Origin of the sequence: Pseudidiomarina taiwanensis (assembly GCF_003987435.1) — a bacterium.
GTDB classification, from domain to species: Bacteria; Pseudomonadota; Gammaproteobacteria; order Enterobacterales; family Alteromonadaceae; genus Pseudidiomarina; species Pseudidiomarina taiwanensis.
On the sequence record NZ_PIQG01000004.1, the window covers coordinates 35,955 to 53,840 of the forward strand.

At 49.1% G+C, this 17,886-nt stretch carries 15 protein-coding genes; 5 read left to right on the plus strand and 10 right to left on the minus strand.

What is annotated here, in order from left to right; genetic code table 11:
• Positions 1-2 precede the first annotated feature (2 nt).
• A complete protein-coding gene (locus tag CWI83_RS08195) occupies positions 3-1,313 on the plus strand; it encodes a type II toxin-antitoxin system HipA family toxin (protein WP_126827967.1) in 1,311 nt (436 codons plus the stop codon).
• 195 nt (positions 1,314-1,508) lie between these two features.
• Here the strand turns inward: CWI83_RS08195 and rluF are convergent, their stop codons facing one another.
• Positions 1,509-2,321 (minus strand): 23S rRNA pseudouridine(2604) synthase RluF, encoded by an 813-nt coding sequence (gene rluF / locus CWI83_RS08200; RefSeq protein WP_126827969.1) that lies wholly within the window; start codon positions 2,319-2,321, stop codon positions 1,509-1,511.
• A gap of 182 nt (positions 2,322-2,503) precedes the next feature.
• On the opposite strand from rluF, the gene CWI83_RS08205 reads away from it, so the two are divergent.
• Both CWI83_RS08205 and CWI83_RS08210 read left to right on the plus strand, forming a co-directional pair.
• A complete protein-coding gene (locus tag CWI83_RS08205) occupies positions 2,504-4,600 on the plus strand; it encodes a TonB-dependent receptor (protein ID WP_126827971.1) in 2,097 nt (698 codons plus the stop codon).
• 97 nt (positions 4,601-4,697) lie between these two features.
• Positions 4,698-6,050 carry a serine hydrolase domain-containing protein gene (locus tag CWI83_RS08210; RefSeq protein ID WP_126827972.1) on the plus strand — a complete coding sequence of 451 codons (1,353 nt, stop codon included), beginning with the start codon at positions 4,698-4,700 and terminating at the stop codon, positions 6,048-6,050.
• Between the two features lie 3 nt (positions 6,051-6,053).
• Here CWI83_RS08210 and CWI83_RS08215 read toward each other — a convergent pair whose 3' ends face one another.
• Positions 6,054-6,278, minus strand: a complete 225-nt coding sequence (locus CWI83_RS08215; protein ID WP_126827974.1) for a DUF1653 domain-containing protein — start codon at positions 6,276-6,278, stop codon at positions 6,054-6,056.
• Positions 6,279-6,334: 56 nt separating this feature from the next.
• On the opposite strand from CWI83_RS08215, the gene CWI83_RS08220 reads away from it, so the two are divergent.
• A complete protein-coding gene (locus CWI83_RS08220; RefSeq protein WP_126827976.1) occupies positions 6,335-7,168 on the plus strand; it encodes an NAD-dependent protein deacetylase in 834 nt (277 codons plus the stop codon).
• A 27-nt stretch (positions 7,169-7,195) separates the two neighbouring features.
• Here the strand turns inward: CWI83_RS08220 and CWI83_RS08225 are convergent, their stop codons facing one another.
• The gene (locus tag CWI83_RS08225; protein ID WP_126827978.1) at positions 7,196-9,058 is read right to left on the minus strand and encodes a DUF885 domain-containing protein; all 1,863 of its coding nucleotides are present in this window, start codon (positions 9,056-9,058) and stop codon (positions 7,196-7,198) included.
• Positions 9,059-9,180: 122 nt separating this feature from the next.
• Complete coding sequence (locus CWI83_RS08230) at positions 9,181-9,369, minus strand: YgaP family membrane protein (RefSeq protein ID WP_126827980.1); 189 nt, start codon at positions 9,367-9,369, stop codon at positions 9,181-9,183.
• 135 nt (positions 9,370-9,504) lie between these two features.
• Between CWI83_RS08230 and CWI83_RS08235 the strand changes: the two genes are divergently transcribed.
• Entirely contained in the window at positions 9,505-10,500 is a 996-nt protein-coding gene (locus CWI83_RS08235) for a branched-chain amino acid aminotransferase (RefSeq protein WP_126827982.1), read from the plus strand.
• A 2-nt stretch (positions 10,501-10,502) separates the two neighbouring features.
• Here the strand turns inward: CWI83_RS08235 and CWI83_RS08240 are convergent, their stop codons facing one another.
• The 6 genes from CWI83_RS08240 to CWI83_RS08265 form a co-directional block, all read right to left on the minus strand.
• The gene (locus tag CWI83_RS08240) at positions 10,503-13,583 is read right to left on the minus strand and encodes an efflux RND transporter permease subunit (protein WP_126827984.1); all 3,081 of its coding nucleotides are present in this window, start codon (positions 13,581-13,583) and stop codon (positions 10,503-10,505) included.
• Positions 13,580-14,665: an efflux RND transporter periplasmic adaptor subunit gene (locus CWI83_RS08245; RefSeq protein WP_126827986.1), complete on the minus strand. Its 1,086-nt coding sequence runs from the start codon at positions 14,663-14,665 to the stop codon at positions 13,580-13,582. Before CWI83_RS08245 ends, CWI83_RS08240 begins: the two co-directional genes overlap by 4 nt.
• Before the next feature lie 76 nt (positions 14,666-14,741).
• The gene (locus tag CWI83_RS08250) at positions 14,742-15,689 is read right to left on the minus strand and encodes an ATP-grasp domain-containing protein (protein WP_126827988.1); all 948 of its coding nucleotides are present in this window, start codon (positions 15,687-15,689) and stop codon (positions 14,742-14,744) included.
• 96 nt (positions 15,690-15,785) lie between these two features.
• Positions 15,786-16,220 carry an outer membrane protein assembly factor BamD gene (locus CWI83_RS08255; protein WP_126827990.1) on the minus strand — a complete coding sequence of 145 codons (435 nt, stop codon included), beginning with the start codon at positions 16,218-16,220 and terminating at the stop codon, positions 15,786-15,788.
• A gap of 41 nt (positions 16,221-16,261) precedes the next feature.
• The gene (gene pnuC / locus CWI83_RS08260) at positions 16,262-17,011 is read right to left on the minus strand and encodes a nicotinamide riboside transporter PnuC (RefSeq protein WP_126827992.1); all 750 of its coding nucleotides are present in this window, start codon (positions 17,009-17,011) and stop codon (positions 16,262-16,264) included.
• A complete protein-coding gene (locus tag CWI83_RS08265) occupies positions 17,011-17,820 on the minus strand; it encodes a crotonase/enoyl-CoA hydratase family protein (RefSeq protein ID WP_126827994.1) in 810 nt (269 codons plus the stop codon). Before CWI83_RS08265 ends, pnuC begins: the two co-directional genes overlap by 1 nt.
• Between the last annotated feature and the right edge of the window lie 66 nt (positions 17,821-17,886).

A 17,886-nucleotide genomic window follows, 5' to 3' on the forward strand; every position in this document is an offset into this window, starting at 1 on the left:
ACATGGATACGCTTGATGTTTACATGAACGGCATAAAAACGGGCGAATACACTCGCACACGCAGCGGTGCCAGCACATTTATCTACGACAAGGATTGGCTCGAGTCGCCGGGGCGACGCAGTCTATCACTTTCATTGCCTCTTAGCACCACGAAATACAAAGGCCTTGAAGTCTATAACTACTTTGACAATCTCATCCCTGACTCTCGCGAAATTCGTGAGCGTATTGTAGCTCGCTTTAATGCTAACTCTACCGATCCATTCGATATTTTGTCGCAAATTGGTCGAGATTGCGTCGGCGCTATTCAGCTTGTTCCACACGGTTCTAAAACACCAAATGTGCACACTATCGATGCAACGCCACTAAGCGAAGACAATGTAGCAAAAATTTTAAAGGGCTATCAGTCGAATACACCACTGGGCATGTTAGACGCTGAAGCCGACTTTCGTATTTCGCTTGCCGGTGCCCAAGAAAAAACGGCCTTACTGTTTCATAATGGGCAGTGGTGTTTGCCGCACGGAGCAACCCCTACCACGCATATTATTAAGCTACCTATTGGCGAAATACGTTCACATGATCGCGTCATCGATATGACACATAGTGTTGAAAATGAGTATTTATGTCTGAAAATTGCGAAGGCTTATGGGTTTGATACTGCAGAGTGCGACATCATTACACCCGATGGCGTCAAAGCGCTCTCTGTAGAGCGTTTTGACAGGAAATTTGCATCTGACAGATCATGGATTATGCGCCTACCCCAAGAAGACTTTTGTCAAGTGACAGGCGCATCTCCCGCAAGAAAATACGAGGTAGATGGAGGGCCTGCAATATCGCGGATCATGAAAGAACTAGTTGGTGCACAATATCCTATTCATGATCGGGAAATTTTGATGCGCACACAAGTCTTGTTTTGGATTCTAGGCGCTACGGACGGTCACGCAAAAAACTTTTCCATTTTTATTGATAAAGGAGACCAGTATCGGCTCACTCCTCTCTACGATATTTTATCAGCGTTCCCCACAGTTAATAAGAAAAGCTTACACGAAAAGGATTTGAAGCTGGCAATGTCACTGAAAGGGAGTAGGGGCAGAAAATATGAATGCCGAATGATCAGCCGCCGGCATTTTTTGGCAACTGCGAACGAAGTTGGCTTTAGTGGTGAAACGATGAACAAGATACTGGATGACATGGCGGCCCGAACTGAGCAGGTTATTGAGGAAGTTGCGGCCAAGTTACCGCATTCATTTCCTACATTTATTTCAGAGCCAATTTTTGAAGGTATGCGTAAGCATAGCCAGCGCCTAGTTAGGTGAATCAAGCCCTAATTTATAAATCACGCTAGCGATGGCTTTACATTATTTTATATTTCGGTGCTATTAGTACGTAACAAAATCAAATTTTAAACTGTGGTGCTGGTTGTGCCCACTTTAGTGGTCAACAAACCCCAGACACCTTGTTAGTTAAATTCTCGTCTTATGAGACCGATTCCGCAGTCCAACGATCCAACCTTAACGCCTCCCCAATCCGCCCTGCTTAGCACGCGGCTGGTTGGCTGGAGGCCCCTTTTTACGGCGACTGCGATGCCCCTCTGGGGCGAGACCGCTCGAGTGTTCGATAGACTTCATTAAGGTTTGGAGCTCTTCCTTATTAAGATTACGCCATTGACCAAGTTGTAGCGCCCCCAACCGGACATGCATAATGCGTGTCCGTTCAAGCTTACGCACCCTGTAGCCAAAGTATTCGCACATTCGGCGGATTTGGCGGTTCATCCCTTCAACTAAGATAATTTTAAAGGCATGGCTACCGAACGCATGAACCTTACAGCGCTTGGACCGCGTGCCAAGAATCGGTACACCACTCGCCATGCCTTGAATGAAGTCTGGTGTCACTGGCCGGTCGACGGTGACGACATATTCCTTTTCGTGCTTATTTCCAGCACGCAGGATTTTGTTGACCAAATCGCCATTGCTAGTAAGAAAAATCAGACCTTGGGAGTCTTTATCGAGTCGACCGATGGGAAAGATCCGTTGCTTATGACCGACGAAATCAGTGATGTTGTTGCGCTCAGCAGGGTCGGTCGTGCAAACCACGCCGACGGGCTTATTCAAGACGATAAACACAAACTCTTCTTTATTTTGTGGCGCAATAAGACGCCCTTGCAAACGCACCTCATCGCCCGCCACAACTTGCGCGCCGACCTCTGCCCGCCTGCCATTGATGGTGACTTGCCCTTGCTCTATAAATCGATCGGCTTGGCGGCGCGAACAGGCCCCGCTCTCGCTGATGAATTTATTTAATCGAACTGATGTGCGCTCTTCCATATCACCTCAGAGTGAGTCTTTGCTGCGCATTATACGCAATATTCGCCAGTTTACAGAAACTATCCGCCGTAAAGTGAGTAAATTTCATATTGCTTATTGCAATTAAGAATGATTCGCATTAACATCACCGCCACTCATAAAGTAATGACGTCTTTTTGATTAATTTAATTGGAGATCTGCACGTGAAATTTCGACTTTCATTGATTGCCTCGGCCATTTTAATGAGCCAAACCGCACTAGCGCAGGACACTGAAGAAGTTGAGCGCATCGAAGTGAAAGGCAAATATTTGTCGGTCAGTGAGTCGAATTCAATCAAGACTCCAACGCCAATTATTGATGTGCCGCAAAGCTTAACCATTATGACGGCAGAAGAGATTTCTGAGCGCGGCATTCGCAGTGTCGGCGAGATTATTAATTACACCCCAGGGGTGAACACCAGTCAGGGTGAAGGTCATCGTGACTCAATCGTGTTCCGTGGCATCCGCTCTACCGCTGACTTTTATCTTGATGGCAATCGCGATGACGTGCAGTACTACCGCCCCCTGTATAACGTTGAGCAGGTTGAAATTTTGCGTGGCCCGAACGCCCTCCTGTTTGGACGCGGCGGCACCGGTGGTATTTTGAATCGAGTTTCGAAGAAGGCCGACATCGGTGGTGAGTTCACCGACTACACCGTATCGTTTAACTCTTTTGGTGGTTTATATACCGCGATTGATACCAATGTCACCACGGACTACGACTCAGCAGTGCGGATCAACTTGATGTACGAAAGCTTGGATAATCACCGCGACTTTTTCGACGGTGAGCGCTACGGTTTCAACCCAACGGCACGGTTTGAGTTAAGCGACAACACCACGCTTGATCTGTCGTATGAGTACGTCAATCACCACCGCTTTATCGATCGTGGAATTCCGACCGGAGCCGACGGTCGACCAGTTGAAGCGTTCGAAGATATCGTCTTTGCCGATCCACAAGACAATTACAGCGATCTTGAAGCGCACCTCTTTCGTGCAGCTGCAACCCACCAGTTTAGCGACAATCTAAAAGGTAACTTTAGCGCCTTTTATGGTGACTATGACAAAGTCTACGCGAACCTTTATGCCAGTGGTTATGATCCTGAAACTCAGATTGTCGAACTCGATGGTTATATCGATTACACGGTTCGCGATAACTTGATTCTCTCAGGTAATCTCGTCGGACAATTTGAAACCGGTTCGATTGGTCACACCTTAATTATCGGTACAGAATTTATTTCAACTGACTCAGACCAAAGTCGTTTTAACCCAGTATTTAGCACCAACGGCTCGGACCGTGAGACCTTCACTGTGCAGCGTCCGATTAGTGTCAATGGCTATGCCGGTGTGAATGCAAATGGTCAGAACTTCACCTATAGCTATAGTGACTTTAATGATGATACCCGGGTTAACTTAGAAGTCTTCTCGCTATATGTGCAAGATGAAATTGCGTTGTCAGAGCACCTCGACCTTGTTCTAGGTGCACGTTTTGATCAGTTTGATATCGAAGTGTTTAACGCCGATCCGGCAGTATTAGAAACGCGCAGTCGGACTGATAATGAGGTATCGCCACGGGCGGGTATCATCTACAAGCCAATGGAAAACATCTCGCTTTATGCAAGTTACAGCCGTTCATTTTTACCGCGCAGCGGCGAGCAGTACGCTGACATCAATGGCAACAATGACCAACTCGATCCAGATACTTACAGCAATCGTGAGATTGGTATTAAGTGGGACTTTGCACCACGGGTAAGCTTTACTGCCGCAATTTTCGAGAATGAGCAAAGCTCACCGCAAGTTGCCGATAACGACCCAGCAACATTGGATGTTATCGATTCGGATATCAGTGGTTTCGAACTGCAATTTAAAGGCGAAGTAACCCGTGACTGGCACCTGACAGTAAACTATAGCAATCTCGATGGTGAAATCATGAGCCGCACCGGCCCAACCGGTCGGGTACCGCGTGAAGTGCCAGAGCAAACCTTCTCGATCTGGAACACCTATCAGTTTAGCCATGACTTTGGCGTGGCATTGGGTGCAACCTATCAAGATGAGAGCTTTATCGATAACGGTAATACCGCAGTGTTACCAAGTTACACCCGTATCGATGCATCAGCGTTTTATCAGATTTCTGACACCCTGCGCCTGCAGTTGAACATTGAGAACCTGACCGATGAGCTTTATTTCCCGAACGCTCACGCGACGCATCAGGCGACTGTTGGTGCTCCGCTCAATGCAACGGTTTCGTTGGTTGGGACTTTTTAAGGCTGTTATATCCCCTTACACTTTATCTTCGCATAAAGATAAAGTGTAAGGTACACTCCCTGTCATCTTTGCACAAACGATTAATGTAGGATGAAAGATGACTCGGATGATGATTATGGCGCTGCTGTTACTGGCGCCTCTCACTTCGACTGTGAAAGCAGATGAGCAGTCAACAAACTATCAGCAACGACTGGACACCCTCGCCCAAGCTTATGCTGAGGTGTATGGTTTTTCGGGGACAATTAAAGTAGTCAAAGGCGGGCAACCACTGCTCGAAAAAAGTTATGGTCTCGCTGATCGTAGCTTCGCGATCCCTAACCAAGTCGATTATCGCTTTTCGATTAATTCGATTTCTAAGGTGTTTACTGCAGCAGCGGTGTTACAGCTTGTGGATGCCGGAAAGATTAACCTTGAGCAAAGTATTGGCAGCTACCTTCCTGAGCTTAGTGCGAGCTGGAAAGATGAGGTGACTATTCATCACTTACTGACGCACTCAAGCGGCTTACCACGCGAGTCTGGGGTGCAGTGGCATGATGAGCTTACACTTGAGCAACAAGTCACGCAGCTCATCAATCAACAGGAATTATTATTTACCCCAGGTGCTCGTTATGAGTACTCAAATGCGGGGATTACCCTACTCGGCCGCTTAATCGAGGTCGCCTCTGGGCAGTCCTATGCAAGTTATATTCAGCATCATATTATTGCGCCATTAAACCTAGCGAATACTGGAGTCTATGAAGGGCTCAAGGTCGTAAAAAATCAGGCCACACCTTATCGCATGACCACCAATGGTATAGCCAGCGCCCAACGGGCCAAACATCTAGGTGAGAACGCCGGCGGTGGTCTTTATTCGACGGTAGGGGATCTATATCGCTTCGTACTTGCACTCGAAAATAACGAGCTGTTAGCGAAAGACACCCTGCAATTGATGCTGGAACCTCAATTTGATATCGAAGGCGGGGATGCCGCAAGTTATGGCTGGACCCTAAAGCCATTCGGAGCGCAAACTCTTATGTTCGCCTCTGGGAGCGGTTACGGCACCAAAAGCGTGTTAATTCGAGCTCCAGAATCTGATGATTTTATCGCGATTACTTCGAACTGGGGCAATACCCCTATTCTGCCGATGATGGCCGGTATTTTTATGTTGATTAACGATTTAGATTACGCCATCCCTGACCATGGCATACTGGCGAAACCAGAACAATATCAAGCCTTTCTAGGAAGTTATCTATTTGACCCCGAGCAACTCAAACAACACATGATGACGGATGCACACAAGATGGTGTTGCAGGAAGTAGATGGCCGCTTGTTTATGAACGAAGAGCTGCTCGCAGAAAAAGGTGAAGGAATACTGGGGCTGACCTATACCGATGAAGTCACTCTTGAATTTGAGGGGGAGCACATGATCATCACGATTAATGGCAACCGGATAATCGGTACCAAACAATAGTTTTCAGACGGCCTCTCGCAAGTATTTAAAGCGTGGCACGCTTTGCCCTGCCACGCTCACCTTTTCTATAAACATAGCTAACGGACGTACCCAGAGTTTCCCCTCACCATATAGTGGGCGATATAGTACCAACTGCTCTTCTGTTTCCGAGTGTGTCACGATATCCAGTACTTGATACTCAGGACCTTTGTAGTGTTGATAAATGCCGGGCTTAACGATGTGATGCATCGAATTTCTCTCCGTTCACGTAGTGGATCTGATAAAAGTCTTGGTAGAATCATATAATGAATAGTGAAACACCCGAACAAGCTGCACAAATTCTCGCTAAATTATTGACCGCTAGCACTCCAATAACCGTGTTGACGGGCGCCGGCATCAGCACTGATTCAGGCATTCCGGCTTATCGTGATCATAATGGGGTGTGGCAAAACCCGCCACCGGTCCAACATCAACAGTTTATGCAAAGCCACAAAACGCGCCAGCGCTATTGGGCACGGAGTCTGCATGGCTGGCCTCGGCTTTATCATGCCAAGCCCAATCTCAGCCACCAAGTTTTAGCGCAACTGCAACAGCGCGGGTTGATTGGAACGATTATCACCCAAAATGTTGATCAACTGCATCAGCGCGCGGGTGCTATTGACGTCATTGACTTACATGGGGATGCCAATACCATGCGCTGCATGTCATGTGACACGCTTTCGCCTCGGTTAGAAATGCATCAACAATGCCTTGCTTTGAATCCTCACTATGCCGCCCTCAACCCTGAAGTAGGCCCAGATGGCGATGCCAGATTAGAGGGAGATTTTAGTGATTTTGAGGTGCCCAGTTGCCAGCACTGCGATGGGATTCTCAAGCCAGACGTCGTTTACTTTGGCGACAATGTGCCGCGAGCACGTGTTGAGCGGGCCCAAACACTTATCGCCGAAAGTGCTGGGTTGTTGGTGATCGGCTCGTCATTAACGGTTTTTTCCGGGTTCCGTTTTGCTCGGCAGGCGTATCAATTAAATAAACCTCTGATACTTCTTAACTTAGGTGTGACCCGAGCTGATGATATCGCGACTCATAAACTAAGTGTTGATATCAAAGAAACGCTAGAAAGAGTTCTCTCACAACTGTGAGAGAACTCTTATTTGTCAGCCCATAAATTAACGTGCTTTCACAGCAGCGATATATTCATCGATAAACTGCTCGAGAATATTCAACGGTACGGGGCCATTGGCAAGCACGACATCGTGGAACTCGCGAATATCGAAGCTCTCACCGAGCGCTTGCTTAGCTTTCTCGCGCAACTCGAGAATCTTAATCATACCAATCTTGTAAGCGGTCGCTTGGCTTGGCATAACGATATGGCGCTCAACCATTTTCACTGCGTCTGCGCGTGCATTCGGAGTATTCTCAACATAATACTCAATGCCTTCTTCACGGGTCCATTTCATCGCATGAATCCCAGTATCAACGACCAAACGACAGGCGCGCCAAAGTTCCATCGCTAAGCGACCAAAATCTGAGTATGGGTCTTGATACAAGCCAATCTCTTTTGGCACAAGCTCACTGTAAAGTCCCCAACCTTCGGTATACGCCGTATAGCGACCAAATTTACGGAAGGTTGGAATTCCTTCCAGCTCTTGTGAGATCGCGATCTGCATATGGTGCCCTGGAATACCTTCATGATACGCCAAAGCTTCCATTTGGTAAGTCGGCATTGAGGCCATATCGTATAAGTTGGCGTAGTAGGTTCCTGGGCGCGTGCCATCCATCGAAGGTTGTTGATAGAAGGCCTTACCTGCTGACTTTTCGCGGAAAGGTTCAACCCGCTTCACCACCAAGTCTGCTTTTGGTTTGGTAATAAAGAGCTCGTCTAAACGCTCACGCATGTTATCGATTAATGCGGTCGCTTCATCCATATAACGCTGACGCCCCACATCCGTAGCCGGATAAATGAAGTCTTCGTTATTACGCATATAGACGAAGAATTCTTGCAAGGTCCCGTCAAAGCCGACTTTGTTCATGATTTCGCGCATTTCATCATGGATTCGAGCGACTTCATCTAGCCCAATCTGATGAATTTCAGCCGCGGTAAGATCGGTCGTGGTGGTGCGTTTCAGCGCATTATTATAAAAGGCTTCACCATCAGGGAATTTCCACGCACCGTCATCGGTATTAGCAAGCGCCGCAATTTCTTCAACGGTGCCAATGAGGTCTTCATAAGCCGGTTTAACTGACTCTAGCATCGCCGTCTCAGCTGCGGTTAAGAGCGCCTCTGACTGGCTATCATCGATATCAAGGTTGCTTACTTTGCCAGTAAAATCCGCCCACAAAGTACTGGGTTCACCGTCATCAAATGGCGCACCCGAGATAATATTGCGGCTATCGCTGATGACATATGGATACACGAACTGCGGTGCAATGATGCCCTTCTCGGCCCGCAGTTTAAGGTTTTCATTCAGCTGCTCAAATAACTCAGGCAGGCCATTCAAACGAGCGATATAGGCCTCTGCATCAGCGACATCGTTAATCCGGTGCTGATTGATCAAAAGTGACGCGACGCTCGAATGCATGCCGAACATCTGGTTCACTGGGTAGTTATAATGACGCCACTTGAAGTCTTCGATATTTTCTTCAAGGCCCTGCTTCATCAAGGTCCAACTCAGCTTAGTCTGGTCATCGAGTAGCTCTGGATTAATCGCCATAACGCGCGCTAACTGCTCTTTTTGTAAGGCGAGTTCTTCTTGTGCTGCAGCCTCAGACATGTCATCCCATTTATCCTGGTCTTGCTTGATGCCAAGGTAGGATTGGTACATTGGGCTGCGCATGACATTTTCCATGAAAATGTCTTCGAAAAGTTGATTCGCCTTTTCTGATTCAGTTTGCTGAGTTGCGCTATCGACGGTTGCAGTGACGCTTTCAGTCGCGGAATTTGTAGGGGTAGCTTGTTGTGCTTGCTCTGAGCAGGCGCTCGCAAAAAGTGCGAGCGAAACCGCTAAGGCAACGCGTTTTAATTCGATCATGGGAAGCTCCTTTGATGTTGTTCTGCTTTGTATTGTTCCCCTAATCAGCTGCGATCGCAAGTCACCGCAACGCTACGATGCAGCAGAGTTTTAACGACTGCCTCAGGACCAAGTGAGGGAAGTTAGGATACTTTACACGTATTGACGCCAATCAATTTGTACAAGCCACAGAAGCGAAACACTCCTGTTGCTAAGATCACTGCCCCTAAAATCCACCACAAATTATTGTCGCCAACGTACAAGCTGGCGGCAATTACCGCAATGCCAATAATGATTCGTAAAACGCGATCAACACCACCTACATTTGCCATGGTTCATCTCCTTGCGTGAATGTCTTCTTAAGTATGGCATAGCAATTTGTAAAAACAAAAAAGCCGAGCTTTTGCGGTCTGCCAACATCCACGATAAACTTGGCTACCTTTTCAGCAAGCGATAAGGATAGTTAGATGGCGGCATTTGGGACTGAATTCATGCCTACTATGGCACAGAGTCATTACCAAAATGGACTGTGGACGCGACCGACTATAGTGCCTCTAAATACACTTCAACTGCATCCTGGTGCCCATGTATTGCACTATGCCAGCACTTGTTTTGAAGGGTTAAAAGCGTTTCGCCACCAAGATGGAAGTGTCCATATTTTTCGGCTGCCCGCCAATATTGCGCGCATGCAACAAAGTAGTCGTTTACTTGGCATGCCTGAGCCTGACGCGCAGTTGCTCGAACAGATGATAATCGATTTGCTGAAACAGTATCTAGATAAGGTGCCTGAACCGCCTGGCTCTATGTATATCCGCCCCACCCATATCGGTACCGAGGCGACGATCGGTAAAGCGGCTGCACCGACCAGTGAGTCACTCTTGTATGTCTTACTGTCGCCGGTTGGAGATTATTTTGCAGGCGGTGCAAAACCACTGCGGCTCTTACTCGAGACTGAAAATATGCGCTGCGCTGCACATATGGGAATTATCAAAGGCGGCGGTAATTATGCCAGTGCCCTACCCCATATTTTACAAGCTCAACGCGAGCATAAGGCAGACCAAGTACTGTTTTGCCCCGGTGGTGATGTACAAGAAACCGGTGCCGCCAATTTTTTACTCATCGATGGCAACGAGGTGATTACTCGGTCACTCGACAGCAGTTTTCTGCATGGGATCACGCGCGATTCGATTCTGACGCTTGCTGCTGATTTAGGCATGAGCGTGAGTGAACGGGAATTAAGCGTCGAAGAACTCATCGAAAGAGCAGCTAAACCACACTGTGAAGCGGCCCTATCTGGGACCGCCGCAGTACTTACTCCAGTTGGTACCTTGCTCTATAAAGGCTGCGAGATTCAGGTGGGTACGGGACAATTAGGACCAACCACCGAGCGCTTACGCTCCGCACTCAATGCCGTGCAGTGGGGTCAAAGCCCCGACCGGCACGGCTGGCTCACCAAAGTTTAACGCTAACGAATGCGATACCACATGGCATAGAGCGCAGGGACGAAGAGCAAGGTAATCACGGTTCCGACGCCGACCCCGCCGATTAACACATATGCAAGTGGCCCCCAAAAGCTGTCTTGGGTTAATGGTACAAACGCCAGCATGGCAGCGATGGCGGTCAAAATAACCGGCCGCGCACGCTGCACCGCAGCCTCAACGACCGCAGTAAAGGCGGCCATTCCAGTCTCGAAGTTATCGCTTACCTGCTGCGTCAGAATCAAGGTGTTCCGCATCAAGATGCCAGCCAAGCCAGTCAGGCCAAGCAAGGCGACAAACCCAAACGGCTGGTTAAATACCAGTAGCGCCAGCACCGCCCCGATTAACCCCAACGGCGCGGTAGCAAAAACCATAAAGGTACCGCTGAACGAACGCATTTGTAGCATGATAAAAATAAGCATCAGAGCAACCATAACCGGCTGCAGCTTCTGCAGTGAGCCTTCACCTTTGGTCGACTGTTCAACTGAGCCGCCGATTTCTAAGTGATAGCCCGCTGGCAATTCAGCCCGAATCGCTTCGAACTGCTGCCATAGCTCTGCGGTTACTGTATTAGGTTGAGCCCCTTTGATGTCGGCAAATAAGTTAACGTAATTCTCGCGGTTATAGCGTCGAATCACCGCCTCTTCATATGCCACTTCCAAGCTTCCGAGCTGTGCTAATGGCACCTTCTCGCCGCGGTTATTTAACACTTCAAGGCTGGCGAAGCGCTCCGGCGTCAACGCAACGCCACCTTCGCGGCTACGCACCGTAACTGTCGGAGTACGAATCCCTTCATACAGCCCGCTCACGGGCGCGCCTTCAAGTAACAGTTGCAGCTGCTGTGCTAACTGGCTTGGATTGAGACCTTGTAAGCTCAACGCTTGCGGGTCAATTTGCAACCGATAAACAGGAGTTCGTTCATCCCACTCCAAATGACTATTTTGCGTATTCGGATGGGCTTCCATAATCGCCCGCAATTGATGTCCGATAGCGCGAAGCTGGTCCTGCTCTGGCCCCAACACGCGGAAGGTAATGGGCCAATTCACAGGTGGACCATAGAGTAGCCGGGAGACGCGCACCCGCGCTTCTGGATAGGCGCCATCGTCGACTTGCTGCTGAATTGCCTGCATCAGTTCATCACGCGCAGCTTGAGTCTCAGCAACCGCAACGATTTTCGCAAACGCAGGGTCGAGTGGCTCTGGGCTCGAGCTGATGAAAAAGCGCGGGGGTCCGCCACCAATGTAACTCGAGAGGGATGCGACATTATCTTGCTTCTGGATAAACTGCTCTAGGCGCGTTGCCACCGCATCGGTGGTCTGAATTGCAGTCCCCTGTGGCAGATACACACTGACAATCACTTCGGTGCGATCAGAGCTTGGGAAAAACTGTTTTTGCACTACAGTAGCCATGCCGACGCCACTGAGTACGAGCAAACCTACCGTGCCAAATACCACTCGCTTGCGATGTTTGACACACCATTCGATAGTGCTGCGTAAACGGCGATACATTGGGCTTTGATAGGCCTCATCGCCATCTCCATGACTACCACGGCTGGGTTTATCATCACCAATCATCCGCACCCCTAGATATGGCACAAAAATAACTGCAACCAACCAAGAGACAATCAGGGCGATACCCGTGACCCAGAAAATATTACCGGCGTATTCCCCCACTCCAGATTTAGCAAAACCAATCGGGAAAAAGCCCGCGACGGTCACTAGCGTCCCGAACAGCATCGGCGCCGCAGTGACGGTCCAAGCGTGAGATGCAGCCCGGACGCTACTCCAGCCTTGGTGGATTTTCACCAACATCATTTCGACCGCAATAATGGCATCGTCGACCAATAGTCCAAGTGACAGAATCAGCGCGCCAAGCGTGATTCGGTCGAGGTTGATATCCATCAACAGCATCACCAAGAAGGTGATACCTAGCGTGAGCGGCACTGCTAAACCAACAATAAAGCCAGCCCGGAAACCAATCGCTATCACGCTGACCAACATAACGACCGCAACCGCCATCAAGAATTTGACTTGAAACAAGCCAACCGCTTTATTAATCGCGTCACTTTGATTGGTTAAAACCTCGAGGTTAACCCCCAGTGGCAAAGCTTGCTTTTCTGCCGCAAGAAAATTCGCTAAGTTCTCGCCTAAAACTTGGCCATTGAAACCTTTTTGCATCACCACGCCAAGTAATAGCGCATCTTCTCCGCGTGAGCGGACTTGATAGCTCGGTGGATCTTCATAACCTCGCTTGATAATTGCAATATCGCCCAGACGAACCACGCCATTCGCAGTCGGAACGGCAACTTCCGCAAGTTCTTGCGGTGACTTTAAACGACTATCGAAACGAATATAAACACGCGGTCCTTGGGTTTCGATGCGACCACTGGGGAGGACTTGATTTTGCTGCTGAATTGCCGCAAAGACTTGGCCGGGATCAAGGCCCAAGTTGACCAGTCCGGCAGGGTCAAACTCGACGTAAACTTGTTCCTCGCGCTCGCCTAGAATCAGTGCTTTATGGACTCCCTCGACACGTTGCAAGCGGTCCCGAATCAACTCAGTTTCGCGCGTTAGGGCACGCATAGGCATTGCTGCGCCGGGTGCACCAGGCGTCGCTTTACCCGTGACGGCGATTAAACTGAAATACACATCACTGAAGTCATCAATAACAATCGGGCCAATCACTCCCTCTGGGAGCAATCGCTCTTCGTCACGCATGCGTTTGCGCACTTCGTAAAATAACTCATTAACTTTATCCGCCGGAGAATACTCTTGAAATTCAACCAATATCGAGGCGAAACCCGGCCGAATAGTGGTATCCATACGATAAAAGTATTCAACTTCTTGAATGCGTTTTTCTAGGCGATCGACGACATGATGTTGAAGCTCTTCGGTGGTTGCACCTGGCCAAATAGCCTGTACTGTCATCGCTCGCACAGTGAATGCTGGATCTTCTGCACGCCCCATAGATGAGAACGCGTAAATCCCGGCCAACACCGACAAGATCAAGAAGAATAGGGTAATAGAGCGCTCTCTTACCGCTAGCGCTGAAAGATTTGGAAAACTCATTGTGGCAGCACCCGCACCGCTTGAGAGCGTGTCAGCAGATGCGTTCCTGCAGCAATAATCTGCATCTCAGCAGATAAAGCACCCCTCACTAACGCATATTCGCCGGTTATTTGTTCGACCGAAATGGCCAGCGGCTCGGCACGATTGTCAACCACCTGCCAAACTTGCATCTGCTCGCAGGCTTGCGCTTGTTGCTCACTACAACGGCCATCGATGGCTGATAGGGGTAATTGCCATAAGGCTTCCGCTGCGTCGGCAAACTCTATTTTAACGACACTGCGGAGCGGCATAGAAAGGTTTTGATCTAAGGCATAGCGCGCTCTGAGCGTTCGTGCGGATGCCGAAACTGCGCCATCGAGTTCGCGCAATCGAGCGCCAACTCGAGACCCATCGGCAAGCATGACCTGCCCTTGTTGAAACACCGCTTGCCCTTGTTGTTGCAAGGTTAGGGGTGGGAGTAATACCTCAATCTCTGTTTGCTCTGCATAGGCAAACAGCAATACGGGTTGGCCACTGGCCACGACTTGATTTTGTTCCGCTCGTAGTTCTAAAACGGTCCCAGCAGCGGGCGCCCTTAAAACACCATCTGCTAGTGCTTTTTCTGCAAGTTGTAGTTGGGCTCGGTTGGCATCAACTTGGCGTGCAGCTTGTTGCTGTTGCAGTTGCGCTTGGTCGAGTAAACTCTCACTCACCAGACTGTCGGCACGCAGCTGTTGTACCCTTTGCAATTCTTGCTCAGCTGTTGCCAACGCCGCCTCGGCGGCAGCGAGATTAGCCTGCTGAGCGGTTAAGCGCTGTTGCAAATCGCGCAAATCTAAACGGTAAAGTGCCTGCCCCTCGCTGACTAATGCACCTGCTTGTACCTCGCGCTGAGTGATTCGACCGGGCACTTCAAAAGCAAGCTCGACTTCGGTCCGCGCGCGCACAATACCTGATAGCGTGAGCTGTTGGGTTTGGCTAACAACGGGCATGACCACTCGCACCGGCTGTGCCACTGCCTGTGAATTAGTTGATTTTGTTTGCGGACTACAACCGAGTACGCTTACGACAAAACTCAGCACTAACGCGATGCGCCAAACCATACTACTACTCCATTTTTAGGTGGTTCAAAGAATTCTAAAGTATACCTGAAAAATAGGTCAAAAGCGTCGATTTAGATCAGTTCTGCGCGAGTTTAAGCAAATAATCTGCAATGGCGCCCATACCCGTTTGCGAGACTTGTGCGCGCTGTTCAGCTGCTTGGTTGTAATTAGTGTTGGTGTTGACGTCATAAACACACAACTCACCGTCTGCGAGTTCGATAAATTCAATCCCCGCCACGTCGACGCCACTCATCGCCATAAATTGCTCTAATTTGGCAATCGTGGGATGCTGGTCATAAGCCTCTGTTATCGTGAATTTCTCCGGCTTTTGTGCTTGTTCACCGGTTGGGCAGAAGGCATCTTCGATGCTGCATACATCTGCAGGACACAGCTCAAAGCCATCGTCGGTGTTCACATTAACGGCGTAAATAAACTGCTGGCCGACAAATTCACTGCGCGTGATGTGGTTCTGCATTGGTTGGATATATTCTTGCAACAGCCAAATACCATCGAGTGGCTCAGCGATATCGTTTTCGCTAAAGTGGCTGCGCAGTTGCTCGAGTGAATCAAAACGTTGCACGCCAAGCCCCTTACCTCCGCGGTTAGGTTTGACGATCAGCGGCCACTGGGCGAAAGCTATTGCCGCTTCAATTAGCTTACTCTGACCAACGACAGCATGTGTTTTCGGCGTTCGAATACCGGCGCGTTGCAACGCCGCATATTGAGATAACTTGCAGACTTCAAGCGCCAGCGCACGGGTTCCATTCACGACCGTCCGCTGGTGCGACTCGAGCCAGGTCAATACCATACGCGTCAACTCCGGCGCGAAACGGTGCCCACGGGTGTGCGATGACGCACTCATGCGGTTGTAATACACCGCATCTGCCGGAATTTCAGAAAATGGCACAATGCCCTCATCCAAAAACCACTCCTGCGCCTGAGCACCGCGAGCGGCAAATGCTTCATGTAACGGGACCACCCATTCTGAATTTTCGTGTAGAACAATAATGTCACGCGCTGCCATTCGAATACTCCAGCAATAAAAAAGGCGTATAGAATACGCCTTTTTTATCGAGTCAGATAGATACTGTTGATCTAACTTATAGCGATTGATTTCAAGTTAGGATGCTCGCAATTGGCGAATGTACTCTAACTCATTTTGAGCGGCTTCATCGTCGGGATTAATCTCGAGTACCTCAAGATAAATTTGTTCTGCTTCACTCAGGTTATTCATTTCGATCAAGCTGTAGCCAATCCCGCGCTTAGCACGCAAAAATTCGTCCATTTGCTCTTTGATGGTTCGAGCAGTGCGATAGGTAACGCCCTCTTCGGCAAAAGTCTTGGCGCAATAGTCGCTTAATTCGGCAAAACTATGGTAGGCCACTTTTAAATTACGTTGCTCGAGCGCCTGCCGTCCCTGCTGGTAGGTTTGGGTAACAAAGTCATCAGCATTCGTTTCAGCAGGTTGGGCGGTTTGTTCCGATTTAGTTGCACATCCAGAGAGGATGAGGCCAGCAGCCATTAAAATAATAAGAGATGAAATACGTTGAGGCATGACTTTCCCTATATCGTTCCTTGGATTAAAAGTCCCTGAGATTATCGCTTAGCTGTTTGGCTGAGCCACCAGCCGCTAAGTCCAACAAACGCATTGACTTGGTATATAAGTGTTTGGACTGCAAATATAACATTATTGTTGGCAATGTTAACAGTTAACCACACAAAATTTACAATAATCCATAACCACCAACTGAACGCATAGCGCAAGATCATCATAGTTTGCGCCGTCACCCCCAACACAAACGCCAGCACATTAATCTGATACCAGGTTAGCTCAATGCCAAAACCACTGAATGCAATCGCGTCATCACTGGCGATAAAACTGTAGTGTTGTAACTGCGCATTAAGCCACGGGAAAAGAGCTAACCCTATAGCAATAAAACCAAGCGTTATCACCCAAACCAGCAGGCTTGCTGAGCGCGGCAACATTTGCCCATTACTATCCGTGTGTTTCGCCCAGTAGCGTAACCCGTAAAGATGCGTCATCAGATAAAATAGCGGCGCCAGCATCAGCCCTGTTGCACCACTACGGCCTTGGACAAAAACTTCACCAATGTTGGCGATGACACCAAGCCCATTACCACTCAAGTTATGTCGGAACGCGAGCGCAACGACGCAGACCAAACCCACAATCGCCACCGCTAGCATCGCTTGATCAAGCCCAGTTTGTGACGTCGTGGAATAACCCCATACGAGTGCGCTGACCCCTGCCGCAAACCAAAGCAGGATCCAACGCTGTTGCCAACGGCCGTGTAGGTTTTCAATGAAACGGAGAACGAACTTGGGCATTAGCGGAAACTCGATCGATCCGCGAAGGATTTTTTCGGCTTATCTTTTTGTAAACCATTCGCCATGGCGCGCTTTTGGTTTTTCCGACCAAGCAGCCGCAGCTGGGTCCAGCGCTCAAATAACAGCGCCATTCGGGTATCTTTTTTCCAGCTTTTCTTGAGCAGGTACTTCACTCCAGCCACCGCATCCGGACTCTGTGCGACAATTATCGCCGCCATCGCTTTTGCCGCTTCGAGTGGGGTATCACTTAGCTGGGTAACCAAGCCATACTCAGCCGCTTGCTGAGCAGAAAACCGCCGTCCCGTCATGGCTAAGTCACTGGCGATATCCACCCGGGTTAAGCGGGATAACGTCACCATCCCACTCATATCTGGGACCAGACCCCACTTCATTTCCATCAGCGCCATTTCGGTCTCTGGATGGGCGATCCGAAAATCACAAGCGAGCGCTATTTGAGCTCCGCCACCAAAACAGCTGCCGTGTAGCACCGCAATCACAGGCATCGGGAGATCCCGCCAAATATGCGCAACGCGCTGAAAGCGATTATCTTTTTGCCAAGGCCACTTTAAAAAGAAGCGGGCGATAGTGCTGGGCTTTCGAGTCATTGCGGCGAAATCAAGACCCGCGCAAAAAGATGCCCCCTCTCCTTTTAAGATAACGCAACGAATGGAACGGTCGCGACGAATGAGTTTCGCCGCAGCAATTAGCTCTTCGAGCATTTTTGCATCAATACCGTTGTGCTTTTCGGGGCGATTTAAGGTGACATAGGCAATATGGTCGGCACGACTCACTAAAACGCGCTGGCTCATGGCGAAAAATCTCAACTTTAAGATCAAACGGATAGTGCCAAGCTACCGCAATTTCAGCGTAATTGC

Excerpts from the sequence above, each read along its gene's own strand:
- CWI83_RS08195 (WP_126827967.1), top strand. The coding sequence starts at position 3 with ATGGATACGCTTGATGTTTACATGAACGGCATAAAAACGGGCGAATAC.
- CWI83_RS08265 (WP_126827994.1), bottom strand. The coding sequence starts at position 17,820 with ATGAGCCAGCGCGTTTTAGTGAGTCGTGCCGACCATATTGCCTATGTC.
- CWI83_RS08235 (WP_126827982.1), top strand. The coding sequence starts at position 9,505 with ATGGCGGCATTTGGGACTGAATTCATGCCTACTATGGCACAGAGTCAT.
- CWI83_RS08255 (WP_126827990.1), bottom strand. The coding sequence starts at position 16,220 with ATGCCTCAACGTATTTCATCTCTTATTATTTTAATGGCTGCTGGCCTC.
- CWI83_RS08210 (WP_126827972.1), top strand. The coding sequence starts at position 4,698 with ATGACTCGGATGATGATTATGGCGCTGCTGTTACTGGCGCCTCTCACT.
- pnuC (WP_126827992.1), bottom strand. The coding sequence starts at position 17,011 with ATGCCCAAGTTCGTTCTCCGTTTCATTGAAAACCTACACGGCCGTTGG.
- CWI83_RS08245 (WP_126827986.1), bottom strand. The coding sequence starts at position 14,665 with ATGGTTTGGCGCATCGCGTTAGTGCTGAGTTTTGTCGTAAGCGTACTC.
- rluF (WP_126827969.1), bottom strand. The coding sequence starts at position 2,321 with ATGGAAGAGCGCACATCAGTTCGATTAAATAAATTCATCAGCGAGAGC.
- CWI83_RS08240 (WP_126827984.1), bottom strand. The coding sequence starts at position 13,583 with ATGAGTTTTCCAAATCTTTCAGCGCTAGCGGTAAGAGAGCGCTCTATT.
- CWI83_RS08220 (WP_126827976.1), top strand. The coding sequence starts at position 6,335 with ATGAATAGTGAAACACCCGAACAAGCTGCACAAATTCTCGCTAAATTA.
- CWI83_RS08230 (WP_126827980.1), bottom strand. The coding sequence starts at position 9,369 with ATGGCAAATGTAGGTGGTGTTGATCGCGTTTTACGAATCATTATTGGC.
- CWI83_RS08215 (WP_126827974.1), bottom strand. The coding sequence starts at position 6,278 with ATGCATCACATCGTTAAGCCCGGCATTTATCAACACTACAAAGGTCCT.
- CWI83_RS08225 (WP_126827978.1), bottom strand. The coding sequence starts at position 9,058 with ATGATCGAATTAAAACGCGTTGCCTTAGCGGTTTCGCTCGCACTTTTT.
- CWI83_RS08250 (WP_126827988.1), bottom strand. The coding sequence starts at position 15,689 with ATGGCAGCGCGTGACATTATTGTTCTACACGAAAATTCAGAATGGGTG.